Here is a 24,845-nt window from a genome sequence, read left to right on the forward strand (position 1 = left end):
AGCTCACCCCGTCGCCGCGTGGCGGCCGCCTCCCCGTCGGCGGTTCCTGCCGCGGCGCCTGCTCATCGGTACGGCGAGGCCGCAGAGCAGTCCCACGGCCAGGGCGTACGGCCACCAGCCGAAGCCGCTGTCGGCCGAGGCGCTCGTGTTCAGGGTGTCGGGGCCCCGGGGGTCCGTCCCGGCGTCCGCCGCGGACCTGGTCTTGGGCGACGCGGCCGCCTTCGCCGCCGTCAGGACGACGTCGTTGCCGTCGCCGCCCCGGTAGCTGATCCGGTAGGTGCTGTCGGCCAGCTTCACCTTCGCGCCCTCGCGCAGCCCCTTGAACGTACCGGTGACGCCGCCCTTGCCGGTGTGGTCGATCACGGTGACCTTCTCGCCGGGGCCGCCGACGGCGCCGAGGGCCGCGAAGTCCAGCCCGCCCGCCAGCCGTACCGCCCCGGACACCTTCAACGGCCGCTCGCGCAGCACCAGCCGGCCCCGCCCGGTCTGGGTGTAGCCGCCGGTCACCCGCAGGCCCGCCACGACCGCACCGGCGTTGGTCACGGAGCCCCGCACCGTGCCCTTGCCGGAGAGGGAGCGGTTCACCGTCAGCCCGGCCGTGCCCACGTCGAGCCTCGCGCCCGCCGTGGTGAGCCGGATCCCCTCGCTGCGCGCCAGGGTCGCCCCCGAGCGGAGCGCGAGCGTGCCCTTGGTGACGGTCGTCAGCCCGGTGTACGTCACCCCGCTGCCCGTCAGCGTCGTCGTCGCGGCGCCGGACTGGGTGAACGAGCCGCTGCCGCTGATCCTGGACAGCGACACCGGCTTGGTGACGTTGCGGACGACCAGCGTGCCGTCGTTGACGACCTTGTACAGGTCGCCCTTCGTGTACAGCCCGCCGTCTCCGCCCCGCTTTCCACTGCCCAGCCGCAGCACCGCGTTCTTCTGGACCGTCGTCGAGCCGTTGTAGTACTGGACGGCGGCGAAGGTGACGTCGTTGCCCTTCGTGCCCTTGATGACGATGTCCCCGGCGCCGGGCGCGGACAGGGTGTCGTGGAACCTGCCGCCGCCGATGGGGGCGCCCAGGGTGACCGGGCCGTTGTAGTCGAAGGTCAGCAGCGAACGGGAGCGGGCGGCCAGGAGGTTGATGTAGACCGTCTCGGCGGTGCCCGGCATGAAGATCTTGTTCGTGGTGCCGTCGCCCCACTGGACGTTCGCGCCCTTGATGTTGGTGCCGCGCTTGTTGACGTTCTTCCGCGCGGGCGTCCAGTTCAGGGCGGGGTCGCTGAGTGAGGGATTGGTGTCCCCGCCCTGGTTCGACCAGCTGTACTGGCCCGTGAGGATCACCTTGCTGCCGGGCCGGGACTGGACGTTGATGTCGCTGCCGTACTCGCGCTGGTAGAAGTCCATGCCCTGGGTGACGGTCTGCCCCAGGGGCGTGTCCACGGTCCAGGTGCCCTGGTTGAGGATCTTGCGTACGCCGGGCAGCGAGGTCGCGTACTCCGGCGCGCCCGCGTTGAGCTGTGTCCCGTTGTCGATGACACCGGTGAACGGGTGGGTGCCCGACAGGTCCCAGGTCGCCCACAGGAACCTCGGCTGACTGATCAACCCGGAGCCGCTGATGGTGCCCAGGTTGTACTGGACGTCCTTCAGCGCCAGCCGCAGGGTGCCGTCGACCCTGATGTTGTCCTGGTTGAGCCGGAACGCCGGGGTGTTGTACGGGAAGTTCCCGATCAGCCCGGTCCGGCCGCCGTTCCCGTACTGGAGGGTCGCGCCCCTCGCGACGGTCACGGCAGGCGGGTCCGGGTTCGTCACGGTGACGTACGGGTGGTTGCCGCCGAGCGTCTTCACGACCTGCCGCTGCCGGGCCTTGGGCAGGGTGAACCCGCTGTCCCTGGTGAGGATCAGGGTCCCGGTGCCCCGCACGGTCAGTGTCCCGGTCCCGCTGAAGGTGCCGTCGTAGGTCGTCTTCCCCGGCGGCACGGTCACGACCGTGTCGCCGTCGAGCCGGACGTCCCGGCCCGCCAGTACGTCGGCGGTCGCGTCACGGGGGGCGGCGGTCGCGGTCGGGGCACCGAGCATCAGGGCGGTGACCGCCAGGGCTCCGGCGGTTGCCGCTGTCTTGTGGATATGGCTGCGCACGCCTTGGGAGACGGTGGGGACGCCACCCGATAACAGAAAATCTCCCCCGAACCCTCGCGGTCCGGCGGACGGGGTGGATCCGCCGGACCACGGTGCCCCCGTTGCCACGGCCTCAGGGACACAGAGGCAGGGTCAGGCCGGTGCCCGGCGGTGTCAGATCGCCCGGGGAGGTGACGGGATGGGTGCGGACGCATGTGAAGACTTCCGCGTAACGGACTCCGGCCTCATGGCCGCGGCGCTCCGCCTGCTGCCGGGTGAGATCGACGAAGTCACTGCCCTTGCGCTGCCTCCGGGAGTCGTTCTGGCTCACGTGCTCGGCGAGCATCGCCTCCTTGACGGACATGGTGGCCGTGATGTCGACCCGGACGTCCGGGGTGCCCGCGCCCGCCCCGAGAAGGGTGTCCGCGTAGAACAACGAGGGCACCCGGTCCGTAGCCGGGTGAGCCGTCACGACGGCCGGTTCCCGAGCCAGTAGCCGCGCGGCGGTCACCAGCGCGGCGGCTGCCCGGTGGTCCGGGTGGTAGTCGTCGGGGTGGGGGGCGAAGATCACATCCGGCTGGGCCTGGCGCAGGACGTCCACGACCTGTTCCCGGGTTTCCCTGGTGTCGTAGAGGAACCCGTCGGGCAGCCCCAGCCACAGCAACCCGGCACCGAGGACGTCGGCCGCTCGCCGGGCTTCGGCCTCACGCACCGACGCGGTCCGCTCCGGCCGCATCGTACGGGAGCCGAGCGACCCGTCTGTGAGCACGCACAGCGTGACGGCGGCCGCTTGGTGCACGTAGTGGGCGAGCGTTCCGGCGCAGAACAGCTCGATGTCATCGGGATGGGCGCCGACTGCAAGTACCTTGAGCATGGGCCTCCTTGTCGGTGTCGGTGTCGCTGTCGGTGTCGGTGTCGGTGTCTTTGTCGGTGGTCACCTGTCCGTGCGTGCGGAGGCATCCACCAGGACGCGCGAGAACTGGGCCAGGCTGCTGTCGGTCAGGAAATGGCGCAGGACCCGTCGGCGTCCGTTCGCGCCCAGTCCCTCGGCGAGCGAGGGGTCGGCGAGCAGGCTGTTGATCGCGGTGCCGAAGCCCTGCGCGTCATACGCGTGCGCCAGCAGCATGCCGGTCTTGCCGTCCTCGACCTGCTGCCGCAGGCCGCCGACGGGGGACGCCACCACAGGACGGCCCTTCCAGGCGGCCTCCGACACGGTGAGGCCGAAGCCCTCGGCGAGCGATTTCTGGACCACCACGGTGGAGCGCCGTTGTACGGCGTTGATCAGCAGTGCGTGCCTGTCCGGGAGCTCCGTCGGCACACGCACCAGATGCACCCGTTCACGCATGCTCCCCAGGCTCGCCGTTCGCGCCCGGCACTCCTCGAAGACCTCGGCCGCCTCGCGGTCCTGCCCGATCTGCGGACCGACCAGAAGGAGGTGCGCTCCATGAAGGGGATCGACGTGCTGGACGAAGGCGGAGATCACCCCGGGTATGTCCTTGGCCCGGTCCCACCGGCTCACCTGGGTGATCACCGGAACCTGCCGCAAGGCGGGGACGATCCCTGACAGAAGCCGGGAGGGGTCTGCGGTGTTGTCCAGCGGCCGGTTCTTCGGGGACAGGGGGTTGATGGAGGGGGTGACGAGGTGGTGGGGGCCGTCCAGGCCCTGTGGCAGTACCTCGTCGCAGGAGGTGATGTAGCCGTGCGCGGCACCCAGATAACGGCGCAGGAACGCCCACCCCTGTTCGGCCAGGTCCGATCGGAGCGGAGGGCCGATGTGAGCCCGCCACAGAACGGTGCATCCGGCGTCCGCCAAGTGCGGGATCAAACCCGCGGTGTGATGGTCGTGCAGGACGACGATGCCGCGCCTGTCCACCGACCTGGCGATGTGTGCGGCCGTGGTACGGGATACACGCTCGTATAAGTTCCGGCTGAGTTCGAGTGCTTTGGCGGTCTTCGTACTGCGGGCCGGCCGTGGTACTCCACACAGGAGGTAATAGATTTCCTTGGACAAAGCCCGGAATTCCGGCGAGGCGCCGAGGGTGAACCACTGGGTGGAGATGTCGGCCCCGGACAGATAGGGCAGGGAGTTGTGGAGCAGCTCGGCGACACCGCCCCTGGTGTGGGTGTCGCTGACATGGCACACCTGACGTCCGTCGAGGTGATGGCGAGCCGTGCGCAGCATGTCCCCCACCTCCTTGACCCGTTCGGCTCCCACGACGGGCGTCAGACGGGAAAGGGGCATGGCGCGCACCGGGATTCTGATGGGACCTGAAGGAGCTGAAATCCCTTTCCCAACCGCCGGATTCACCCGGGACGACCCTGATGCGGGCGATATGATCACGCTTGGCTCTCCTTCTGGACAACTTCTCCGCCGGGCTGACCCGTAGGGCATTTGGCAGTGGGCCGATGGCTTCGAAGAGAAGCAGACCGCTGGGCCGACTGAAAATAGGGAATCGCCTAATTTCCCCTCGGTCATGGTGGTGAGCGATGTTGCCCGCACCGGGGTGGCGCGCCGTTCCATTGCTCGCGCGATGGCTTGAATTCACCATGGCCGGGGCTATTTCGTCGGCGGTTCCATGCGGCGTGGATGCCGCTTCTTCGGGCCGAAATCCGGGCCTGTGGGCCTCAGGGTCGGTCGCGCTCAGGATGTGCTCGTTGTGCGCGACCCGTTGACCTGTTCGTAGCGCACCCTTACCTTTTCGCCGTTCGGAGTGACTGATCTTGTGCGATATGCCGAACGATTCTGTTTCTTTTTGTGCCGCCTCGTACGCTCCGGCGCCCCCACATGACCCCCACCCCTACGACCCCCACACCCCCACGACCCCCACACGCGGAACCTTCAGAGAGGCAGACCGCATGAGCCGCGACAACGCCTTGCCCCAACCCCCCGACCGCAGGCAGCTGTTGAAGGGCGCCCTGGCCGCGGGCGCCCTCACCGCGCTGCCCGGTGCCGGTGCCGCCCACGCGGCGACCGGCGGGCCGGCCGCTTCCCCGGCGGGACCGGGTACCGCCGCCCCGTACGTCAACCCGCTGGTCCGCAACCGGGCGGACCCGCACATCCACCGCCACCGCGACGGCTTCTACTACTTCACGGCCACCGCCCCCGAGTACGACCGGATCATCCTGCGCGGATCCCGCACGCTGCGCGGTCTGTCGACGGCGTCCGAGTCGGTGATCTGGCGCAAGCACGCCACCGGTGCCATGGGCGCCCACATCTGGGCACCGGAGATCCACCACATCGACGGCAAGTGGTACATCTACTTCGCCTCCGCGCCCGCCGAGGACATCTGGGCCATCCGGATCTGGGTCCTCGAGAACGCGCACCGCGATCCGTTCAAGGGCACCTGGGTCGAGCGCGGCCAACTGAAGACCGCCTGGGAGACGTTCTCCCTCGACGCCACCACCTTCACCCACCGCGGCACCCGCTATCTGGCCTGGGCGCAGCACGAGCCCGGCATGGACAACAACACCGCGCTCTGGCTGTCGAGGATGGCCGACCCGCTGACCCTGACCGGACCCCAGGTCCGGCTCTCCACCCCGGAGCTGCCCTGGGAGGTCATCGGCTTCAAGGTCAACGAGGGCCCGTCGGTCATCCGGCGCAACGGCCGCCTGTTCATGTCGTACTCGGCGAGCGCCACCGACTTCAACTACTGCATGGGCCTGCTGACGGTCGACGAGGACGCCGACCTGATGAACCCCGCCAACTGGTCGAAGTCGCGGACGCCGGTCTTCACCAGCAACGACACCACCCGGCAGTACGGGCCGGGCCACAACAGCTTCACCGTCGCCGAGGACGGCCGTACCGACGTCCTCGTCTACCACGCCCGCCAGTACAAGGACATCGTCGGCGACCCGCTGAACGACCCCAACCGCCACACCCGTGTGCAGCGCCTCGGCTGGAAGCCCGACGGCGCCCCCGACTTCGGCGTCCCCGTCGCCGACACCCCCACCCCGGGTTCCCGGAAGGAGAGCTGAGATGAGACGTGCGTACGCGATCCTCCTGGCACTCTGTCTCGCGCTGGCCGGCGCCCTGGCCACCGCGGGCCCGGCCCAGGCGGCACCCCAGACCGTGCCCAACGGCGTCCAGTTCACCGACGGCGGCGGCAACCCCGTGCACGCGCACGGCGGCGGGGTCCTCAAGGTCGGCTCGTACTACTACTGGTTCGGTGAGCACCGGAACCCCGACAACACCTTCAAGTACGTGTCGGCGTACCGCTCGACGGACCTGAAGAACTGGGAGTTCCGCAACAACGTCCTCACCCAGGCCACCGACCCGGAACTGGCGACCGCCAACATCGAGCGGCCGAAGGTGATCTACAACGCGTCCACCGGCACGTTCGTGATGTGGATGCACAAGGAGAACGGCGTCGACTACAGCGAGGCCCGCGCCGCCGTCGCCGTCTCCGACACCGTCGACGGCGACTACAGCTGGCGGGGCAGCTTCCGCCCGCTCGGCCAGCACATGTCCCGTGACATCACCACCTTCGTGGACACCGACGGCGCCGGCTACATGATCTCGGCGGCCCGCGAGAACTACGACCTCCAGATCTACCGGCTCACCGCCGACTACACACAGGTCGCCGCCCTCGTCGCCGACCCCTGGCACGGCGGCCACCGTGAGGCCCCGGCCCTGTTCAAGCGGGGCGGCGTGTACTTCATGCTGACCTCGGGGGCCACCGGCTGGAACCCTAACCAGCAGCAGTACGCCACCGCCACCAGCATCGCCGGACCGTGGACGGCCATGACCAACATCGGCGACTCCACGACCTTCGGCTCGCAGACCGCGTACGTCCTGCCCGTGCAGGGCGCGTCGACCACCTCGTACCTCTACATGGGGGACCGCTGGGGCAACTCCTTCGGCGGCACGGTCAACGACTCCCGCTACGTGTGGCTGCCGCTGACCTTCCCCACCTCGACCACGATGTCCCTGTCCTGGTCGCCGGAGATCACCGTCGACACGGCCGCCGGCACGGTCAGCGGCACCGCCGCCACCTACAACACGCTGGTCGCACGGCACTCCTCCAGGTGCGCCGACGTGACGAGCCAGTCGCTGTGGGCGGGCGCCCAGCTCAAGCAGTACGCCTGCAACGGCGGCACCAACCAGAAGTACTGGTTCAAGTCCGTCGGCGGCGGCTACTACCAACTGGTGACCCGCCACAGCTCCCTGTGCGTGCAGGAGAACGCGAACACCGTCACCCAGGAGAACTGCAACTCCTCGGCGAACAACCAGCAGTGGTCCCTGACCACCACCGGCTCCTACGTCAACGTCAAGTCCCGCGCGACCGGCGAGTGCCTGGACGTGAACGGCGGGTCCACCGCCGACTCGGCCGCGATCATCACGTACACGTGCAACGGCGGCACGAACCAGCAGTGGGCCCGCGGCACATGACCGGGGGTCAGCTCAGCAGGTCGACCGCGTCGATCGCCGTCCCGGCACTCAGATAGGAGGTCGTCCCCGACCCGCTCACCACGTTGATCCTCAGCACGTTGTACTGGCTCGTGTCCGTCAGCCAGGCGGACGCCGGCACGCTGTAGGTACTGTGCTATCCCGGGGGATAACCCCCGGACCCCCAGCAGAAAAGCAGGTCGGCCGGCGTGACCGGCGCGGACATCGCGAGGCCAGCCGGCAGCAAAGATCGGCCCTGATCCCTCACCGCGAGGGATCAGGGCCGTCTGGCGTCGCAGCGCGGATCAGTTCCGCGGTGCCGGACGGTGGCTTGCAGGCTCGATCCGGCGGGTCGACCCGGAGTCTTCATCACTCCGGGGCGACCCGTTCGCTGTTCGGTCAGATGTGGTACGTCGTCCCCCAACGCATCGCGCCGCGCTGGGAGCAGTCGCGCAAGTGCTCGGCGGTCTGGTGCTGGTGGGCTCCGGGCGCGAGGGGGTCGAATAGGACCAGGACGCGGATCGGTCCGCCATGTGTGGCCCCGTCGACCCACGACCGCGCCGCGGGTACGCGTAGGCGGTACTCGTCGTCGGCGTTGTCCAGCCACGGCATACCGCGCCGTATCCGGATGCGGTGACCGATGTACGGCGGCTCGTTGTCGTGTGGACCGAGGTGCATCGCGGCGGCGAAGGACCGCATGCCCTCGCGGATGCTCTCGTCGTACTCGTGTGCCAGGCGGGGCGGCGAGTGGAACACGAGCAGGTTGGCCACGGTGAACGCGTCGGTTTGGTGGATGCCGGTTGCGAGGCGGATGCCGGAGACGAATCCCGCGCCAGGAGGTGCCTTGGTGACGTGTACGGTCATGACGTCTTCAGCTCCGCCCACACGACTTTGCCCAGTGGGATGTCCTTGACTCCCCACCCTGTGCCGTGGGGACCGCACAGGGCGTCGAGGATGATCAAGCCCCGGCCGCGATCCCGTTCGTCGGACTTGGGGCGGGAGCGGGGACGGCGGCGAACGGGGTCATGTACCTCGATGCGCGTCCGGACGTCGTCGGCGTGGATCTCCACCCGAAGGGAGTCGCCGGGTTCGGTGCCGTACCGGATGGCGTTGGTGACCATTTCGGAGGTGGCCAGGATGGCGTTCTCGACGTGGTCCTCGGGTGCGCCCGGAACGTGGTACGCGATGAACTCACGTACGAAATCGCGGGCATGTCTGGCGGATTGAGGCACCCCGTCCAGTAACAGGATGGAAGGCGGGCCGACGGCTGGTGTGCAGCGGGCGGGCACGGTGGCCCGTCGTTCGATCATGCACGTCCCCTCACGGGTAAGCGTCGCAGCACACTCCGCCTCTCGCGGCATGTCTGCGGTCGCACTCGCATTCCGACACAACCAGGTTGCTCTCTCGACTCTCTTCAGTGCAAGCCATATCGCCATTCCATAGAAAATTGCACACGATGGTGGGATGGAGTGCGGTGTGTTAAGTGTGCAGGTGACAGCGAATATGGGGCCACGGCAGACTGTTGAGCGGACCGTCGAAGGGGAGGGAGCGAACGTGAGTGCGCCTACAGTGCGCCGCCGACGCCTCGGTGCCAAGTTGAAGGCACTTCGGGGTGAACTCACCCTCGAAGAGGTCGCGGAGAAGTCCGAAGGATGGTTCGTCTCCTCGAAGTTGTCGAGGATCGAGACGGCCAAGAGCCCGGCGAAAGAGAAGGACGTCGATGCTCTGCTCGATCTGTACGTCGAGCTGGGCAGGGACGTAAGCGACGAACTACGGGCTGCGCTGCTCACCCTCACCAAAGAGGGTGCGCAGCGTGGTTGGTGGCACTCGTATCGGGGCGTCCTCAACCCTGTGTACGAGGATCTGATCAGTCTTGAGGCCGAGGCCGAATCGGTCTCGTCGTGGCAACTAGGGGCGATTCCCGGCCTGTTGCACACAGCCGAGTACGCCCGCGAGATCATCCGGGCCACGGCGATGTCCGAGGCGGTTGAGGCGCGGGTCGATGCCTTGGTCGAAGTACGCCTCGCTCGTCAGGCAGTTCTCACCCGCGAGGACCCTCTCACGCTGTGGGCGATCATCGCCGAGGGTGCCCTACGGTCTTCATCGAAAACTGAGGGCCTGATGAATGAGCAGCTGGGCCGCTTGCTCACCATGGCGAAACGTCCGAACGTCAACATTCAGGTGCTCCCCTCGGACGCACCCCTTCACGTCGGCCAGTTGGGCAGCTTCACGATTCTGAGTTTCGGCCCGCATGCTGACCTCGACGTCGTCCATACCGAGGGGTTGGCCTCGGCGCTGTACGTCGAGGACGGCGACGGGGTCGCCGCTCACCGGGACGCCTGGCAACGGCTGACATCTGCGGCGCTCTCGGTCGAGGAGTCGGCGGAATTGATCACGACAATAAGGAAGACCGCATGAACTCTGTTGGCGACGCGTCCACCCTCCCCGTGACGTGGTGGAAGTCCTCGTACAGTGACACGGGGGCGCAGTGCGTAGAGTGCGGCATCGTCGATGCCGAGACGGTGGCCATACGGGACAGCAAGAGGCCACACGGGCCGGCCCTGTTGGTGGACCGCGGGCAGCTCTCCACGTTCGTCTCCGCTGCGGCCGAGGGCCGGTTCGGCTGTCTTGAGTGGGAAGCTGTTGTCTCGAACCGGTGAGCCAAACAGTCACACGCGAGAGTGGCCGAAGTGGACTCCACCTGCTCGTTGGCATACACCTGCAACAACAGGGCCTCTCGGAAGGCGAGTTGGCATAGACGCCCTCCGAGCTGCCAAGCAAGAAGGCCTGTTCCCATGCCCGGCACCGGCCGCAATCAACCGATCGAGTGTCCTGTCGGACTGCCGCTTTCACGTGGTGGGCCGTTGACGAGCTGGGATGCCAGATCGTTTGCGACCGCGAAGGCTCGGGCTTCTCAAGCGGCCTGGCTTTTACGGAAGTCACGTTCGCGATAGAGGCGGGCCACGGCCTTGGAGACATCGGTGTGGCCCGCCATGCCGTCTGCTGGTCGCTGCCGTTCAAGCTTGGTTCCGGGCTGGAGCCTCACCTGTTGGACAGGGTGCGGTCCAGGAGGGGGAGCAGGCGATCCCAGTGGCGCTTCAGCCCGGAGGCGCTATAAGCGTCGGTGTCGGACATGGTGAAGCCGTGAATGGTGCCGGGGTAGATCTCGGAGGTGTAGCCGACACCTGCCGCATCCAATGCCTGGTTGAGCTCGCCGAGGGCCTCATGTGTCATGTCGCCTTCGGCGTGGCCGAGGTGGACCTGGGCGGTGAGCTTGGAGAAGAGGTCGGGCCCGTCGGCGCTCACGGGGCCGTGGAACGCGGCGACGGCCGCCACCTGGTCGGGATGGGCCGCGGCGGTGCGCATCGCGTAGAGGCCGCCTATGCAGTAGCCGGTCACCGCGACCGGTCCGGCGCCGACCTCGGGCTGGGTGGTGAGGAACCTGAGGTAGGCATCGGCGTCGCTCAGGACACGTTCGGCGGTGTGCGCCTCGATCAGGGGCATCAGCTGGGCGAAGACCGCGGGCCGGACCGCCTCTCCGATGTGCTCGGGAAGCTCGACCAGCGGTGCCGGGCCGTGGCGGTAGAAGGAGTTGGGGACGAGCACGTAGTAGCCGTGCCCGGCCAGTTCGCGGGCCATCCCCCGCAGCACTGGCCGGATGCCGAAGCCGTCCGCGTACATCAGCACCCCTGGGTGGCTCTCGCCGTGGTCGGGGAAGGCGGCGAAGGCGTCGGCCTGGCCGTCCGTGGTGGGAATCCGCAGCGTCTTGGTGGGCATGAATACTCCTGTCGTGGTTGATGTGCAGAGCCTGTGATCAACACGACGGAGGCGGAGCCCGCGCAGCAGCGCAAGAGCCTCGATGAACAGCGGGCCCGAACCAGCCCGTACGGCGCTCAGAAGATCCGCGGGTCACCGATCCGTGTCAGCTTCTAAGAGGTCGCGGAGACGACATGACCCGAGAGGTCAGGTGAGACAGTCGAACGAGCGATTGGGAGGGGCATCAGCGGCGTCGAGCCCAGAACAGTGCGTGCCCACCCTCGCCTTCGGGTACGAACTCCTCCTCCTCGACAGTCAGCCCAGCTTGAGTGATCCATGCTCGGTTCGTTGCAGCGTCCGCGTGACTCCACCACATAGCGGTCCCGCCGCCCAGCCAGTCCTCGTCGACACCCGTCCAGGCCCGATAGCCAGTGGTGCCCAGGAACCAACCGCCAGGTCGCAGCCATCCGGCGACCTTCCGCAGCAACGGAAGCTGTTCGTCAAGCGGGATGTGGATCAGTGCGTAAAAGGAGACGACCGCGTTGAAGGAGGCCGGCGCGAAGTCCACGGCCGTAGCATCGGCGCGGAGGAACTCGGCCTGTGGCACGAGCTCCCGGGCTCTGCTGATCTGCACATCGCTGATGTCGACACCGGTGACATAGTGACCGGCGGCGGACAACGCGCGAGCGACGGGAACCCCGCTCCCGCACCCGAGATCCAGCACCGTGCCTCCGGCAGGGATACGACCAGATAGTTCCCTGATCCATGACTGGTACTTCGTCTCGGCGCCATACGCTTGGTCATAGCGGAGGGAGAGCGCGTCGTACCCCCGCCGGACCAGCTCTTTGGGATCCTTGATGCCCACGCCAGTGCACGTTAGCCACCCACAATGAGCGGCCGCGAACGATTTTCCCCAGCTTCCCTTCCCAGCAGGGCAGCGAGACAGGATCTTCATCCGCTCAGTCCAACAAGCCCTGGCAGCACGCGCACTCCCATTCCAGAACAAAGAGCAACCACTAACCTTGTAGGGCCTCATCGCGGCGCTCTGCCCGACTTCACCTGGCCTTGACGCAGACGCCATCGTCCCAGCCGTTCACGCGCGGCTGACGAACCGATGGGGCGGTGGCAGAGTCTGCCACCGCCCCCGCCTTTCGCCGACGAGTCATGTACGCGTGCAACGGCGGCACGAACCAGTAGTGGACGCGCGAGACATGACCAGACGTCAGTTCAGCAGGTCGACCGCGTCGATCGCCGTCCCGGCACTCAGATAGGAGGTCGTCCCCGACCCGCTCACCACGTTGATCTTCAGCACGTTGTACTGGCTCGTGTCCGTCAGCCAGGCGGACGCCGGCACGCTGTAGGTGAACGTGTGGTTGTTGCCCCGGTACGAGCCGTTCGTCAGTGAGCGGGTGTTCGGCTGGGTGGGCGGGGAGGGGATGGCCGAGGTCCAGCCGTTCACCTCGATCTGCGGCCGGCCGTTCGCGTAGGCCGTCGTCACGCCGATCCGCAGGGTGTGCGCGGCGGCGGCCTGGGCCGCGGTCAGCCGGAAGTAGACGAGGAGGCCGCTGTTCACGTCCTTCCAGAGGTAACAGGGGAAGGCGGAGGTCTCGGTGCCGCTGCCGATCACCACGTTGCCGGTCCAGGAGGCGGCCCGGACGTCCGACGGGTGCGCGTACGTCATCAGGTCCGCGTTCTTGAAGCCGCTTGGCGTGCCGTTCCAGTCGTTGATCCGCCAGATCGCGCTCGCGTTGGACGGGTCGTTCGACGACGGGATGGCGATCGTGTTGAGCGTCGTCGTGCCGCCTGCCGTGACCGTCACGGAGGTCGTGTACACCGCCAGCTCGCTCTTGTGGACGGTCAGCGTGTACGTCCCCGGCAGCACACCCGTGATGGTGAAGTAGCCGTCCGACGAGCGTGCGGAACCCCAGTACTGCGCGGCCGAGTTGGCGAGCCCGACCGTGTACGGGTACGACGGGTTCCGCCCGGTGATGCCGACGCCCGTGACCCGGCCCCGGCCGCCCGCGCCGACGTACCCGGCGATGCCGAGCGAGTCCGCCCACGGGGTGGTCAGCGTGCCCGGGAACAGCGACGAGGAGGGCGCCCCGCCGTCCGTGAACGCGATGACGTACGGGCCCTGGAGCCCGAACCGCTGCTCCTCGGTCTGGTTCTGCCCGTAGTAGAGGATCTCGTACAGCCCGCCGCCGTCCGCGCTCTGGTGGCGCAGCAGCGAGCGGTAGAACGGGCCGCCGGACGCCTTCTCGTGGTTGGAGCGCACGATCCACAGGCCGACGCCGTTCGCCGACCAGCCGACGTAGTCGTAGTCGATCACCCGCAGCTTGGAGAAGTGCTTCGAGCGGGTCTGGCCGTCGGACTTCCTGAACACGTCCGACGCCTCGATGGTGGTCGGCGCGTATGTGTAGGAGTCGGGCGCGTCGTTGAGGAACAGGCCGGCCTTGACGCGCAGGATGAAGCGGGTCGCCGAGACCGAGGTGTCGGCCTTGTTCGTCCACACGTAGATGTGGTTCTCGCCGCTGCGGGCCGCGTAGTAGTGCCGCAGCGTGCCGTGGGTGACGGAGACCAGGATCGTGGAGCCGGACTGACGGATCGTCACCGTGGAGCTGCCGAGGCCGGACTCGATGTGCGAGTTCATGCCGCCGTAGCCCTGGTACTCCGTGCCCCGGTAGACGAGAGAGGCCAGGTCGCCGTTGCTCTTCCTGACCTTGAACACGAGGTTCGCGCCGGTGTCGACGACGTAGTGGGTGCCGTCGTCGCTCCAGCCGAACGCGGCGGCGCGGGCGGTACCGGCGAGCGGCCCGGCGAGTGCCGCGCCGGCCGCGGCGGCGGCCGTGCCGAGGACGAAGCCACGGCGGCCGAGGACCTGTTGGTCGGTGGCCTGGGACATGGGGGCCTCCTCGGGAGGGTGGGGGGAGTGCGGGTGATTCGGAAGAGTGACAGTTGAATCGATTTCGCGAAAGGGCTTTCGCTGCAAGGGAGTTGGCAATCCTGTAAAAGTGGGTCGACATCTAGAAAGCGCTTGCCGAACGGGGTACGGTCCAGCCGCCGGGTCTTGTCATCCCTCCCGAGGAGCCGCAATGAGACGTTTCACCGTCGCCGCGCTGACGGCGGCGACCCTGGGCACCGTCCTGTCGGCCGCACCGGCCCAGGCGCACCACGGCCGACCCGCCCTGGGCCCGGAGAACTGCGCCGCGAACGCCTGCCACTTCGACGTCCCCGCCGGCACCTACGACGTGACCGTCCGCCTCGGTGGCGACAGCGCCGCGAGCACCAGGATCACCGGCGAGACCCGCCGCGCCCTCCTGCCCGAGACGGCGACCGCCGCAGGCGAACCGGTCTCCCGCAGCTTCACCGTGAACGTCCGCACCCCCGAGGGCGAACCCACCGGCCCCGACGGCACCCCCGGCCTCGACCTCGTCATCGGCGGCTCGGCCCCCGCGCTGGCCGACATCCGCGTGACCCCCGCCCTCCCCCGAGCTCTCGGCTCCGCTCGAGCAGGGGGGACCCCCATGACCCGGCAGATCTTCCTCGTCGGCGACTCCACGGTCTGCGACCAGCCCGGCGACCCGTACTCCGGCTGGGGCCAGCAGCTCCCGCAGTACCTCCGCAAGGGCCTCTCGGTGGCCAACCACGCCGACTCCGGCGAGAGCACCGTGTCCTACCTCGCCGACGCGCGGTTGTGGGCCACCGTCCAGCCGCGGATCCGGCGCGGCGACCTGGTGCTGATCCAGCTGGCCCACAACGACAAGCAGACCGACGAGGCCACCTACCGCGCCAACCTGGAGACCCTGGTCGCGGGCGTCCGCGACCGGGGCGGCCGGCCGGTCCTGGTCACCCCGATCGTGCGCCGCTGGTTCAACGCGGACGGCACCCTCAACAACAACACGGCCCTCCTCGTCAACGGCCTCGGCGTCGACCACCCGGCCGTCGTCCGCTCCGTCGCCGCCGCCCACGACGTGCCCCTGATCGACCTCACCGCGAGGACGAAGGCCCTCGTCGAGTCCCTGGGCACCGAAGCCTCCAAGGCGCTCTACCTCTCCAACGAGAAGCGCGACAACACCCACACCTCCGTCCACGGCGCCACCGTGTACGCCGGCCTCGTCCGCGACGAACTCGTCGCCCTGGGGCTGGTGCCCGCCGGGCGGACCAGGATGGGATGAGCCCCTGGGGCGCCCCGACCGGAACCGGGGCGTCCCAGGTTCCAACCGACAGCGACGACCCAGGAAGCGTGCGCCCATGCCCTCCCAGCCCGACGAGGACCGCAGCCTCAGCCCGTACACCGGCTACACCCGCGCCCACTGGGAGGCCGCCGCCGACGCGCTGCTGGCCGCCGTCGAGCCGTACGCGACCGCCGACGGTGCCCTGTACGACCTGCCCGGCGACCGCACGAGTTGGTCGGGCCACCTCTCGGACGGCCTGGAGGGCTACGCCCGTACGCTGCTCCTCGCCGCGTTCCGCAAGGACGAGAAGGCCCTCGCCCGCTACGCCGACGGGCTCGCGGCCGGTGTCTCGGGGGTGTGGCCCCGGATCGAGGACCGCGGGCAGCCGCTCGTGGAGGCGGCGTCCGTCGCCCTCGCGCTCCGGCTGACCCGGCCGCTGCTGTGGGACCGCCTCGACGACGGGGTGCGCCAGCGCGCGGCGGCCTGGCTCGGCGACGCGCTCACCGCCGAACCCTGGCCCTGCAACTGGGAGTTGTTCCCGGTGACCGTCGGCGGGTTCCTCGCGGAGATCGGCCATGAACCGGAGAGGTCCCGCCGGGTGATCGAGGAGCGGCTCGACCGTATCGAGCAGTGGTACCTCGGCGACGGCTGGTACACCGACGGCGATGGCCGCAAGTTCGACTACTACAACGGCTGGGCGATGCACCTCTACCCGGTGCTGCACGCCTGGCTCGACGGCGACGAACGCCTGCTGGACCTGTACGGCGGCCGTCTGGCGACCCACCTCGCCGACTACGCCCGCCTGTTCGGCGCAGACGGCGCCCCGCTGCACCAGGGCCGCTCCCTGACCTACCGCTTCGCCACCACGGTCCCGCTCTGGCTCGGCGCGCTGACGGGGCGGACACCGCTCGGGCCGGGCGAGACGCGCCGGCTGGCGTCCGGCGCCCTGAAGTACTTCCTCGACCGGGGCGCCGTCGACGACCGGGGCCTGCTGTCGCTGGGCTGGCACGGCCCCGACCCGGCCGTCCTCCAGGGCTACTCGGGCCCCGCCTCCCCGTACTGGGCGAGCAAGGGATTCCTCGGTCTGCTGCTGCCGCCGGACCACCCGGTGTGGACGGCCACCGAGGAGGCGGTGCCGGTGGAGCGCGCCGACGGACTGCGGCCCCTCGGCCCGCCCAACTGGCTGCTCCAGTCGACCCGTTCGGACGGTCTGGTCCGCCTCCACAACCACGGCAGCGAGGACGTCCGCTACGACCCGTACTACACGCGACTCGGGTACTCCACGGTGACGGTGCCCGTGCCCCTGGCGCAGCCCCCGGCGTCGTACGACAACAGCGTGATCGTCGACGGCGACGCGAGCCGGACCGGGATCGAACCGCTCGGCGTGGGCGAGGGCTGGGCGGCGTCCCGGCACACGGCGGCCGGGGGAGTCCGGGTGACCAGCCTGGTGCTCGCGCGAGGGGCGGTGGAGGTGAGGGCCCACCTGGTGGTGGGGGCGGCGCCCGGCATGCCGGTCCGGGTGACCGGCTGGGCGCCGACCGAGGGTGCCCGCACCGACCTCCGCCCGGCCCTCGGCCTCATGCACGCCGAGGACGGCGACGGCGCGTCGGCCCTCACCGGCGAGACCACCGACGACGCCACGCTCTTCGTCGCCCTGGCCCGCCTGACGGCCGACCCGGCCCCGGCCCCACTGGAGGACACGGTGTCCGTGCGACTCGCCGACTCGGGCGAACTGCACGTCCGGTGGACGGACGGCCCGGAGGTCCGGGTCCGGCTGACGGACGGCGCTGTCGTCTCCGGGGACCTGGAGCCGGTGGGTGTGCCCCGCGCAACGTGACGTCGTCCGTGCTCGTCTCCCTGTCCGAGCGGGGTGACGATGATGCGGGTCATACAGGGCAGACCGCCGCCACGCCCGGACCTCATCGGCCATCCGTGCGGCGGTGACCCGCGGCCTGCGCGGGACACGGCGACGGCGGTGCGCCCGGAAGGGCGCCGGTATCACGACGGCGGTACGGGTCCCGTCACGGCCGCTTCCCGGGGCCAGTTCTCCAGGGCGACGTGCAGGGCCTCGATCGCCCGGTCCCAGGACGTCCGTACGTCGCGTGCCGCGCCGAAACCGCCGTCCGCCTCCAGGGCGCAGTAGCCGTGGAAGGTGCTGCGCAGCAGGCGTACGGCGTCGGTGAGGTCGGGCTCCTCCAGGCCGTAGGCGCGGAGCATGCCGTAGGTGATCTCGGCGGTGCGGCGGAAGGCGGGCGAGGCGGCCACCAGGTCCTGGTCGATGCGGGCCTGGGTGGCCGCGTACCGGCCGGGGCGCTCCAGGGCGTACGCCCGGTAGGCCCCCGCGAACGCGGCCAGCGCGTCCTTGCCGGCCCGCCCGGCCACCGCGTCCGCGATCCGCTCGATCATCTCCCCGCCGGCCAGGAACGCGACCCGGGTCCGCAGGTCCTGGAGGTTCCTGACATGGGAGTACAGGCTCGCGTCCTTCACCCCGAACCGCCGGGCGAGCGCCGACAGCGTCACGTTCTCGAACCCGACCTCGTCCGCGAGGTCGGCCGCCGCCGCGACGACCCGCTCGGCCGTGAGACCGGTTCTGGGCAAGGGCGACCACCTCGTGTTCCACGCGCCTGGGATGTGTGAGGACAGCCTAGGCCGTGGGTGCGGCGGACGCCCTTTCCTTCCGGCGCTCGTGGCCCCGGGTCAGCCGATCGGTGCGTACAGGACGCCCAGTTTGTCGATCTCGGCGCCCGAGCGGCCGGTGAAGCCGACGATCTGCCGGCCGGCGGGGGCGGTGAAGGTCCGGGTGTCGGCGGTGGACGTGCCGGAGGCGAGGGTGCGGCCCTGGTCGGTGGTGAAGGCGGCGGAGAAGATCCGGGTGCGGCCGTCCTTCTTGCCCTGGGTGAGCTTCACCGACGTGAGGTGCTCGCCGGGCGCCAGGGTCAGCGAGACGGCCGTGCCGCCGGTGCCGCCGTGGGTGAGCGTCGTACCGCCGTCGTGGGTGAGGGACACCGCGTCGAGGCGGGACGCGCCGCGCAGCGTGAGCGTGCGGGGCGAGACCGCCGAGGGGAGGTCGTCGGCGTCGCTGAACGCGGTGCCGTGCGGGCCGCCGAAGAAGTCGCTCGCCCCGAGCCGGGGGTTGACGCTCCAGGAGAAGTCGACGGTGTGCGGGAAGTGGTCGGAGAGGTTCTTCCCGCCCGCGTCGAGGAACTTGGCCCACTCGTTCTGGTAGCGCGTGGCGGTCAGGTCCACCACGGGGCTGCCCCGGTAGAGGACCTTGTCGACGACCTCGCAGTCCTGGGCCGGTGCGGTGGTGGCGCAGACCAGCGCGTCACCGCCCTGGGCCGGCGGCCTGCCGCCCTTGACGAGGTCCACCCACGGGTCGCGCAGGCCGTTCTCCGACACGAGCGTGCGGATGTTGTCGCCCGCGCGCGTGTAGCGGGTGTTGGTGTCGCCCATGACGATCACCGCGTTGCCCGCCGAGTTGGCCTTGATGAAGTCGGAGAGCTGGGTGATGTTCGCCCGGCGGGCGGCCAGGGCCGCGTCGTCGGAGTCGGCGTTGGTGTGCACGTTGTAGAGGTCGACGAAGACGCCCTCGGCGAGCCGCACCCGGGCCAGGGAGAAGCCCTTCGGGGTGAGGCAGTTGGTGCCGGTGCACTTGTTCCACTTCACCCGCTCGAAGTCGTCGAAGGGCAGGTCCGAGAGGGTGTTGAGGCCGTCCCCGAAGGGCACCCCGCCGCTGGTCGCCGTGCGGTGCGGGTGGTCGTCGCCCGCGTACAGCGCGGCGTGGTAGTTGAAGTCCTCCTGGACGTTGACGAGGTCGTACGCGCCGAGGCGGGGCGAGATCAGGGGCGTGTTGGTCTTCGGGCTGCCGGAACTCAGCCCCTCCGGGAGGCCCGCGACGTTGTACGTCAGCACGTTGAAGGTGCCGGAGGTGGCGGCCGTCGCGGGTGTCGCGCCGGTGGTGGCGAGGCCCGTGACGGCCAGGGCGGCGGCAGCGAGGGTGCCGAGGAGTCGTCTCATGCGGGTACTCCGGAGGGGGTGGGGAAGGTGAGCGGTGCTCAGGTTCTGTGTCCAACAGTGTGACGGGCAAGGGCAGTTGAGGAAACAGTGAGAGGTGTGGCGATTTGACGCGTCCATGGCGCCCTGTGGTCACCCGGAACTCGTTCAACGTTCATGTTTTGCCTCGATCCTCCACGGGCGGCGCACTCGCGTCGCGGAGGGCAGCCGCGGAAGGCAGCGGCATCCAGGAGGCGTCACATGGGGCACGGGCACGCGCACGGTCATCACCACCACGGGCACGACCACGGGCACGACCACGGACACGACCACGGTCACGAGCACCTGGCGGCGGACGGCCTCCCCGCCGCCTTCGACACCACCGTGCCCGACGAGGCGCTGACCCCCGAGCAGCAGTCGCGCCGCACCCTGCTGCGCCGCGCAGGGCTGCTGGGCGCGGGCCTGACCGCCGCGAGCGTCCTCGCCCCCGCGGCGGCCACCCCCGCGTACGCCGCCGGCGCCGGCAGCCGCAAGCGCGGCGGTTTCCTGTGGCTGTCCGGCGACCACCACATCCACACCCAGTACAGCAACGACGGCAAGTACCGCGTCGTCGACCAGGTCCGCCAGGGCGCCCGGCACGGCCTGGACTGGCTGGTCATCACCGACCACGGCAACACCACCCACGCCAGGATCGGAGTCGAGAGGGTCAACCCGGACATCCGTCGGGCCAGGGCCGCGTACGAGGACACCCTCGTCTTTCAGGGCCTGGAGTGGAACATCCCGGCCGCCGAGCACGGCACTGTCTTCGTGCACCCCGGCAAGAACGAGGTCGCCGTCCTCAAGCAGTTCGAGACCGACTACGACGGCGGCGTGAAGGGCGCGACCGACTCGACGCCCGCGAACGAGGCGCTCGCCATCGCCGGGCTGAACTTCCTCGCCGAGCAGGTCCGCCGCCGCAAGGTCAAGGACGTGCTCATGCTCGCCAACCACCCGGCGCGCAAGGGCATCGACTCGCCCCACGAGCTGCGCGCCTGGCGGGACGCCACCAGCCCCCGCCACCGGATCGCCGTCGGCATGGAGGGCGCCCCCGGCCACCAGGCCGGAGGTATCGCCGCGCCGCTCGGCATGGGCCGCGCCCGCGGCATCTACGACAACAGCCCCGGCGCCAACTCCTTCCCCGGCTATCCCCCGGAGTCCTACCGCACCTGGGGCGGCTTCGACTGGATGACCTCCACCGTCGGCGGCCTGTGGGACAGCCTGCTCGCCGAGGGCAAGCCGTGGTGGATCACCGCCAACTCCGACTCCCACCACGTCTACACCGACACCGCCGTACGCGGCGGCCCGGACAGCGACTTCACCGCCAACGGCAGCCACACCGACCCCGTCTACGGCGGGAAGATCGACCTGACGGAGGGCGACTACTGGCCCGGCCAGTACAGCCGCACCCACGTCGGCGCCGCCGGCTTCTCCTACGCCGCCGTCATGGACGGCATCCGCGCGGGCCGCGTCTGGGTGGACCACGGACAGCTCGTCAGCGGCCTCGACATCCGGGTGTCCGGCGGCAGCCGCTGGGCCACCCTCGGCGGCGCCCTGCACGTCAAGAAGGGCACCAAGGTCACCCTGACCGTCGACGTGGCGCTCGCCGGCGGCCCCAACTGGGCCGGTTTCGTGCCCAAGCTGACGCGCGTCGATGTCATCCAGGGCGAGGTGACGGGCACCCCCGCGGACAAGGACACCTTCACCGCGCCGACCGCGAAGGTCGTCAAGTCCTACGAGGTGAACAAGTCCACCGGCACCGTCCGGTTCACCTATCAGCTCGGCCGTGTCGACCGCCCGCTCTACGTCCGGCTGCGCGGCAGCGACGGCAACCGCTCGGCCGTCGGCGCGATGGGCGCGGCGGTCGACCCGGCGGGCCCCGCCATCGACGTCGTCGGTGACGCCGACCCGTGGCGCGACCTGTGGTTCTACTCCAACCCGGTGTGGGTGCTGCCCTCATGACGCCGTACGCCCTCACCGTGGACGCAGGGGTCCGGGACCTGCGCACCGCCGACCGTCTGCTCCACGCGCTGGCCGCCGAACTCGCCCTCCCCGAGGGCACCTTCGGCTGCACGCACCTGGTCCGTGAGGGTCGGCCGAGGGTCGCGCTGTCCCTAGCGCTGCCGTCCCAGCCGCTCCTGAGCACCGTCCGGGAGCGGCTGGCGGCCCGCGATCACCAGGTGACGCCCGGCATCCCGGACGCCATGGGCCGCGCCGTGCTCTATCCCGGTGTCACGGAACTGACCGGCACCCTGTCCGTCGCGGACGTGCTGGACCGCTCCGCGATCACCCGGGTGACCGTGCTCGGCGGGCCCGGCGAACCGGACCCGGCCACCCCGCTGACGACACAGGACCACGTGCGCCCGCACTGGCAGGACGGCGAGCTGATCCTCACCGCGATGCCCGCCGTCGGCGGCACCCTCGTCCCCTTCGAGGTCCCCGAACCGACACCGTGCTGCGCCGACCACTGAGAGGGGCCGGCGGACACGCGTGAGGGAGCGGCTCCCGCTCAGCGGGCCTCGGAGAACACGAACGAGAACTCCGTCGGCTCCGCCCGCAGGTGGTACTGCGGCAGCGTGGCCGGCCCGCACGACTGCGAGCCGATGCCCATCTGGCCGTGGTCCAGGTTGACCCAGACCGTGTCACCGGCCCGGAGGTCGGTCAGGTGCTCGGCGGCGTCGAGCTGCTCGTTCGTCCAGCGCCGCGCGGTGAACCAGAACTCCGGGTCGCCCTCGATCCGCAGACCGCCCAGCTCCGCCCAGCGGACGTCGGGGCGGGCCCCGTTCTCCTGGGGGCGGAGGTAGGGGGTCTGCAACTCGTCGACCGAGGAGTGGTAGCGGTACAGCATGGACGCCGACTTGGTGTCCGGGTAGCCCTCGCCGGGGCCGCCGCCGTACCACTTCACGGCGTCCGCCGACGACAGCCCGAAGCGGATGCCGAGGCGGGGGAGCGGGACCGTCCAGTCGCCCTCCGGGTCCACCGACACGGTCAGCTTCAGCCGCGTCCCGTCCGACGTCCACCGGTATGTCGTGCGCAGCCCGATCTCCCACGCCGCCGGCGCCACCCGGGTCCGTACCGTCAGCGCGTCCCCGCCCAGCTCGACGGCGTCCAGCCGGTGGCGCATGCGGTGGAGGCCGAACTTGCGCCAGAGGAGGCCGTACTGCGGGTCCGGCTGCCAGTCCGCCCCGGCGTCGTTGTCGGTCGGCGCCCGCCAGATGTCGAGGCGCAGCCCGGTCACGTCGACGCCGCCGATGGTCTTCAGCGCGCCGGTGCGCACGTCGAAGGAGGCCGGGCCGAGGTAGATCAGCTTCTCGCTCGCCGTGGGACGGTCGCCGGGCACCACGACCGGCGACGGCCGCTCCACGACCGGCAGCTGGGCCCACGCCACCTGGTGGTCCTTGCGGCCCCAGGCGGTGTCCTCGGCCAGCAGCGCCCGTACGGTCCACAGCGCCTCGCCCGCCGGCCCGCCGGTCGGCGGCTGCGGCAGCTTCACCTCGGCCGACTCGCCGGGCTTCAGGGAGGGCACGGCGAGGGCGCCCGCCTCCAGCGTCTTCCCGTCGACCTGGTACGACCACTCGAAGGCCAGCTCCGACAGGTCCGCGAAGTCGTACGCGTTGCGCACCCGGACCGTGCCGGCGGTCCCGTCGCCGTCGATGCGGACCGGCTCGATCACCTTCTTGAACTCGACCAGGCCGGGGGAGGGCGTCCGGTCCGGGAAGACCAGGCCGTCGCAGACGAAGTTGCCGTCGTGCAGCTCCTCGCCGAAGTCGCCGCCGTAGGCGTAGCCCAGCTCTGGGTGGGTGACTCCGTGGTCGATCCACTCCCAGATGAAGCCGCCCTGGATGCGCTCGTGTGCCTCGAAGATCCGCTGGTAGTCGGCGAGGCCGCCGGGGCCGTTGCCCATGGCGTGGCCGTACTCGCACTGGATGAAGGGCAGGCCGCGCCGCTTGTGGGTGCCGCCGTCCAGGCCCTTGCCGATGCGCTCGACCTCGGCGTGGTCGGCGTACATCCGGGAGTAGACGTCGGTGTCGCGGCAGTCCCAGTCGCCCTCGTAGTGCACCAGGCGGGAGCCGTCGCGGCCGTGGATCCACTCGGCCATGGCGGTCAGACCGCGTCCGGTGCCGCACTCGTTGCCGAGGGACCACATCACGACCGACGGGTGGTTCTTGTCGCGCTCGACCATCCGCGCCGCCCGGTCCAGCAGGGCGGGGGTCCAGCGGTCGTCGTCGACGGGGTTGTCCCGCCAGTTCTGCTCGGTGAAGCCGTGGGTCTCCAGGTCGCACTCGTCGATCACCCACAGCCCGTACTCGTCGCACAGGTCGAGGAAGGCGGGGTGCGGCGGGTAGTGCGAGGTGCGCACGGCGTTGATGTTGTGCCGCTTCATCAGCAGCACGTCCGCGCGCATCGTCTCCAGGTCGAGCGCGCGGCCCCGCTGAGGGTGCCACTCGTGGCGGTTGACGCCCTTGAACAGGATCGGCCGGCCGTTGACCTTGATCAGGCCGTCCTCCAGCACGACCGTGCGGAAACCGATCCGCAGAGGGACGCGCTCGCCCTCCGTCACCAGCTCACCGTCGTACAGATGAGGGGTCTCGGCGGTCCACGGCTCGACGGGTACGGTCACCGGCTCGCCCGTCGCGACATCGATGTCCAGCGCGGGCACGAGGACCCGGCCGTCGACGTCGGAGTCCACGCGCAGGGTCCCGGTGCCGCCGACGTGGTCGTAGGCGGCGTGCACGAAGAAGTCGAGGACGGCGCCCGCCGGGCGGTGCAGCAGGGTGACCTCCCGGAAGATGCCGGGCAGCCACCACTGGTCCTGGTCCTCCAGGTAGGAGCCCGCCGACCACTGGTGGACCCGCACCGCGAGGACGTTGCCCGTGGGCTTCAGCAGCTGCCCGACGGCGAACTCGTGGGCGAGCCGCGATCCCTTGAACTCACCGATGTCCGTGCCGTTCAGCCAGACGCGGGCACAGGACTCCACCCCGTCGAAGCGGAGCACGGCCCCACCGTCCGCCGGCCACCCCCCGGGCAGGTCGAAGTACCGCAGATGGTCGCCGGTCGGGTTCTCCGTCGGCACCCGGGGCGGGTCCACCGGGAAGGGGTACAGGTGGTTGGTGTAGATCGGCGCCCCGAAGGCCCCGTCGCCCTGAAGCACCCAGTGCCCCGGCACGGACACCCGGGCCCAGTCCCCGGCGTCGTAGCCCTCCGCGGCGAAGGAGTCGTCCTCGGCGTCGGCGGTCGGCGACAGCCGGAAGTGCCAGTCGCCGTCGAGGGACAGGGAACGGGCGTCGGAGGACGCGTACCAGGCGCGGGGCGGCAGGGCCCCGCTGCCCGGCGACACGTCCTCGACGTAGTCGACGGATGTGGTGCTACCGGTGGTGCGGAAAGACATCGGTCTCCTTGCT

Annotated in this window: 20 protein-coding genes; 8 read left to right on the top strand and 12 right to left on the bottom strand. The window is 70.0% G+C overall.

The window, feature by feature from the left end:
- Window positions 1–3 precede the first annotated feature (3 nt).
- The 3 genes from SMA5143A_RS02015 to SMA5143A_RS02025 all read right to left on the bottom strand — a co-directional run bounded on the left by SMA5143A_RS02015 (window position 4) and on the right by SMA5143A_RS02025 (window position 4,339).
- On the bottom strand, window positions 4–2,118 hold the full coding sequence (locus SMA5143A_RS02015) for an autotransporter (protein ID WP_107461082.1): 2,115 nt from the start codon (window positions 2,116–2,118) through the stop codon (window positions 4–6).
- Window positions 2,119–2,230: 112 nt separating this feature from the next.
- A complete protein-coding gene (locus tag SMA5143A_RS02020) occupies window positions 2,231–2,971 on the bottom strand; it encodes a PIG-L deacetylase family protein (RefSeq protein WP_107461083.1) in 741 nt (246 codons plus the stop codon).
- A 60-nt stretch (window positions 2,972–3,031) separates the two neighbouring features.
- Window positions 3,032–4,339, bottom strand: coding sequence for a glycosyltransferase (locus SMA5143A_RS02025; protein WP_181361680.1), 1,308 nt, complete (start codon window positions 4,337–4,339; stop codon window positions 3,032–3,034).
- 614 nt (window positions 4,340–4,953) lie between these two features.
- On the opposite strand from SMA5143A_RS02025, the gene SMA5143A_RS02030 reads away from it, so the two are divergent.
- Together SMA5143A_RS02030 and SMA5143A_RS02035 are read left to right on the top strand one after the other, a co-directional pair.
- A complete protein-coding gene (locus SMA5143A_RS02030) occupies window positions 4,954–6,072 on the top strand; it encodes a glycoside hydrolase family 43 protein (RefSeq protein ID WP_107461085.1) in 1,119 nt (372 codons plus the stop codon).
- A gap of 1 nt (window position 6,073) precedes the next feature.
- Entirely contained in the window at window positions 6,074–7,486 is a 1,413-nt protein-coding gene (locus SMA5143A_RS02035; protein ID WP_107461086.1) for an RICIN domain-containing protein, read from the top strand.
- Window positions 7,487–7,493: 7 nt separating this feature from the next.
- Here SMA5143A_RS02035 and SMA5143A_RS43660 read toward each other — a convergent pair whose 3' ends face one another.
- From SMA5143A_RS43660 to SMA5143A_RS02045, 3 genes are all read right to left on the bottom strand, one after another.
- A complete protein-coding gene (locus SMA5143A_RS43660; RefSeq protein WP_258193223.1) occupies window positions 7,494–7,625 on the bottom strand; it encodes a hypothetical protein in 132 nt (43 codons plus the stop codon).
- Between the two features lie 257 nt (window positions 7,626–7,882).
- Window positions 7,883–8,347 carry a hypothetical protein gene (locus SMA5143A_RS02040; protein ID WP_107461087.1) on the bottom strand — a complete coding sequence of 155 codons (465 nt, stop codon included), beginning with the start codon at window positions 8,345–8,347 and terminating at the stop codon, window positions 7,883–7,885.
- On the bottom strand, window positions 8,344–8,793 hold the full coding sequence (locus tag SMA5143A_RS02045) for an ATP-binding protein (protein ID WP_107461088.1): 450 nt from the start codon (window positions 8,791–8,793) through the stop codon (window positions 8,344–8,346). Before SMA5143A_RS02045 ends, SMA5143A_RS02040 begins: the two co-directional genes overlap by 4 nt.
- A gap of 244 nt (window positions 8,794–9,037) precedes the next feature.
- Between SMA5143A_RS02045 and SMA5143A_RS02050 the strand changes: the two genes are divergently transcribed.
- The gene (locus tag SMA5143A_RS02050) at window positions 9,038–9,901 is read left to right on the top strand and encodes a DUF5753 domain-containing protein (RefSeq protein WP_107461138.1); all 864 of its coding nucleotides are present in this window, start codon (window positions 9,038–9,040) and stop codon (window positions 9,899–9,901) included.
- Window positions 9,898–10,143, top strand: coding sequence for a DUF397 domain-containing protein (locus SMA5143A_RS02055; RefSeq protein WP_107461089.1), 246 nt, complete (start codon window positions 9,898–9,900; stop codon window positions 10,141–10,143). Before SMA5143A_RS02050 ends, SMA5143A_RS02055 begins: the two co-directional genes overlap by 4 nt.
- Before the next feature lie 382 nt (window positions 10,144–10,525).
- On the opposite strand, the gene SMA5143A_RS02060 is transcribed toward SMA5143A_RS02055, so the two are convergent.
- From SMA5143A_RS02060 to SMA5143A_RS02070, 3 genes are all read right to left on the bottom strand, one after another.
- Window positions 10,526–11,260 carry a dienelactone hydrolase family protein gene (locus tag SMA5143A_RS02060; protein WP_107461090.1) on the bottom strand — a complete coding sequence of 245 codons (735 nt, stop codon included), beginning with the start codon at window positions 11,258–11,260 and terminating at the stop codon, window positions 10,526–10,528.
- Window positions 11,261–11,483: 223 nt separating this feature from the next.
- Entirely contained in the window at window positions 11,484–12,104 is a 621-nt protein-coding gene (locus SMA5143A_RS02065; RefSeq protein WP_107461091.1) for a class I SAM-dependent methyltransferase, read from the bottom strand.
- A gap of 357 nt (window positions 12,105–12,461) precedes the next feature.
- The gene (locus tag SMA5143A_RS02070) at window positions 12,462–14,141 is read right to left on the bottom strand and encodes a rhamnogalacturonan lyase B N-terminal domain-containing protein (protein WP_107461092.1); all 1,680 of its coding nucleotides are present in this window, start codon (window positions 14,139–14,141) and stop codon (window positions 12,462–12,464) included.
- 190 nt (window positions 14,142–14,331) lie between these two features.
- On the opposite strand from SMA5143A_RS02070, the gene SMA5143A_RS02075 reads away from it, so the two are divergent.
- Together SMA5143A_RS02075 and SMA5143A_RS02080 are read left to right on the top strand one after the other, a co-directional pair.
- Window positions 14,332–15,414: a rhamnogalacturonan acetylesterase gene (locus tag SMA5143A_RS02075; RefSeq protein WP_107461093.1), complete on the top strand. Its 1,083-nt coding sequence runs from the start codon at window positions 14,332–14,334 to the stop codon at window positions 15,412–15,414.
- Window positions 15,415–15,490: 76 nt separating this feature from the next.
- Window positions 15,491–17,251: a DUF2264 domain-containing protein gene (locus SMA5143A_RS02080; RefSeq protein ID WP_107461094.1), complete on the top strand. Its 1,761-nt coding sequence runs from the start codon at window positions 15,491–15,493 to the stop codon at window positions 17,249–17,251.
- 161 nt (window positions 17,252–17,412) lie between these two features.
- On the opposite strand, the gene SMA5143A_RS02085 is transcribed toward SMA5143A_RS02080, so the two are convergent.
- Together SMA5143A_RS02085 and SMA5143A_RS02090 are read right to left on the bottom strand one after the other, a co-directional pair.
- The gene (locus tag SMA5143A_RS02085) at window positions 17,413–18,012 is read right to left on the bottom strand and encodes a TetR-like C-terminal domain-containing protein (protein ID WP_107461095.1); all 600 of its coding nucleotides are present in this window, start codon (window positions 18,010–18,012) and stop codon (window positions 17,413–17,415) included.
- 99 nt (window positions 18,013–18,111) lie between these two features.
- Window positions 18,112–19,431 (bottom strand): jacalin-like lectin, encoded by a 1,320-nt coding sequence (locus SMA5143A_RS02090; protein ID WP_107461096.1) that lies wholly within the window; start codon window positions 19,429–19,431, stop codon window positions 18,112–18,114.
- Window positions 19,432–19,668: 237 nt separating this feature from the next.
- On the opposite strand from SMA5143A_RS02090, the gene SMA5143A_RS02095 reads away from it, so the two are divergent.
- Window positions 19,669–21,405, top strand: a complete 1,737-nt coding sequence (locus SMA5143A_RS02095) for a PHP domain-containing protein (protein WP_107461097.1) — start codon at window positions 19,669–19,671, stop codon at window positions 21,403–21,405.
- On the top strand, window positions 21,402–21,914 hold the full coding sequence (locus tag SMA5143A_RS02100; RefSeq protein WP_107461098.1) for a hypothetical protein: 513 nt from the start codon (window positions 21,402–21,404) through the stop codon (window positions 21,912–21,914). The genes SMA5143A_RS02095 and SMA5143A_RS02100 overlap by 4 nt, the downstream gene beginning before the upstream one ends.
- Before the next feature lie 38 nt (window positions 21,915–21,952).
- Here SMA5143A_RS02100 and SMA5143A_RS02105 read toward each other — a convergent pair whose 3' ends face one another.
- On the bottom strand, window positions 21,953–24,832 hold the full coding sequence (locus SMA5143A_RS02105; RefSeq protein ID WP_107461099.1) for a glycoside hydrolase family 2 TIM barrel-domain containing protein: 2,880 nt from the start codon (window positions 24,830–24,832) through the stop codon (window positions 21,953–21,955).
- Between the last annotated feature and the right edge of the window lie 13 nt (window positions 24,833–24,845).

It is taken from the genome of Streptomyces sp. MA5143a (genome assembly GCF_900290235.1).
In the GTDB taxonomy this organism is placed as follows: Bacteria; Actinomycetota; Actinomycetes; order Streptomycetales; family Streptomycetaceae; genus Streptomyces.

What these genes read in the sequence shown, in the direction of transcription:
- SMA5143A_RS02025 (WP_181361680.1), bottom strand. Translation starts at nt 4,339, where the DNA reads ATGCCCCTTTCCCGTCTGACGCCCGTCGTGGGAGCCGAACGGGTCAAG.
- SMA5143A_RS02090 (WP_107461096.1), bottom strand. Translation starts at nt 19,431, where the DNA reads ATGAGACGACTCCTCGGCACCCTCGCTGCCGCCGCCCTGGCCGTCACG.
- SMA5143A_RS02060 (WP_107461090.1), bottom strand. Translation starts at nt 11,260, where the DNA reads ATGCCCACCAAGACGCTGCGGATTCCCACCACGGACGGCCAGGCCGAC.
- SMA5143A_RS02045 (WP_107461088.1), bottom strand. Translation starts at nt 8,793, where the DNA reads ATGATCGAACGACGGGCCACCGTGCCCGCCCGCTGCACACCAGCCGTC.
- SMA5143A_RS02105 (WP_107461099.1), bottom strand. Translation starts at nt 24,832, where the DNA reads ATGTCTTTCCGCACCACCGGTAGCACCACATCCGTCGACTACGTCGAG.
- SMA5143A_RS02095 (WP_107461097.1), top strand. Translation starts at nt 19,669, where the DNA reads ATGGGGCACGGGCACGCGCACGGTCATCACCACCACGGGCACGACCAC.
- SMA5143A_RS02080 (WP_107461094.1), top strand. Translation starts at nt 15,491, where the DNA reads ATGCCCTCCCAGCCCGACGAGGACCGCAGCCTCAGCCCGTACACCGGC.
- SMA5143A_RS02075 (WP_107461093.1), top strand. Translation starts at nt 14,332, where the DNA reads ATGAGACGTTTCACCGTCGCCGCGCTGACGGCGGCGACCCTGGGCACC.
- SMA5143A_RS02100 (WP_107461098.1), top strand. Translation starts at nt 21,402, where the DNA reads ATGACGCCGTACGCCCTCACCGTGGACGCAGGGGTCCGGGACCTGCGC.
- SMA5143A_RS02055 (WP_107461089.1), top strand. Translation starts at nt 9,898, where the DNA reads ATGAACTCTGTTGGCGACGCGTCCACCCTCCCCGTGACGTGGTGGAAG.
- SMA5143A_RS02070 (WP_107461092.1), bottom strand. Translation starts at nt 14,141, where the DNA reads ATGTCCCAGGCCACCGACCAACAGGTCCTCGGCCGCCGTGGCTTCGTC.
- SMA5143A_RS02035 (WP_107461086.1), top strand. Translation starts at nt 6,074, where the DNA reads ATGAGACGTGCGTACGCGATCCTCCTGGCACTCTGTCTCGCGCTGGCC.
- SMA5143A_RS02020 (WP_107461083.1), bottom strand. Translation starts at nt 2,971, where the DNA reads ATGCTCAAGGTACTTGCAGTCGGCGCCCATCCCGATGACATCGAGCTG.
- SMA5143A_RS02040 (WP_107461087.1), bottom strand. Translation starts at nt 8,347, where the DNA reads ATGACCGTACACGTCACCAAGGCACCTCCTGGCGCGGGATTCGTCTCC.
- SMA5143A_RS02030 (WP_107461085.1), top strand. Translation starts at nt 4,954, where the DNA reads ATGAGCCGCGACAACGCCTTGCCCCAACCCCCCGACCGCAGGCAGCTG.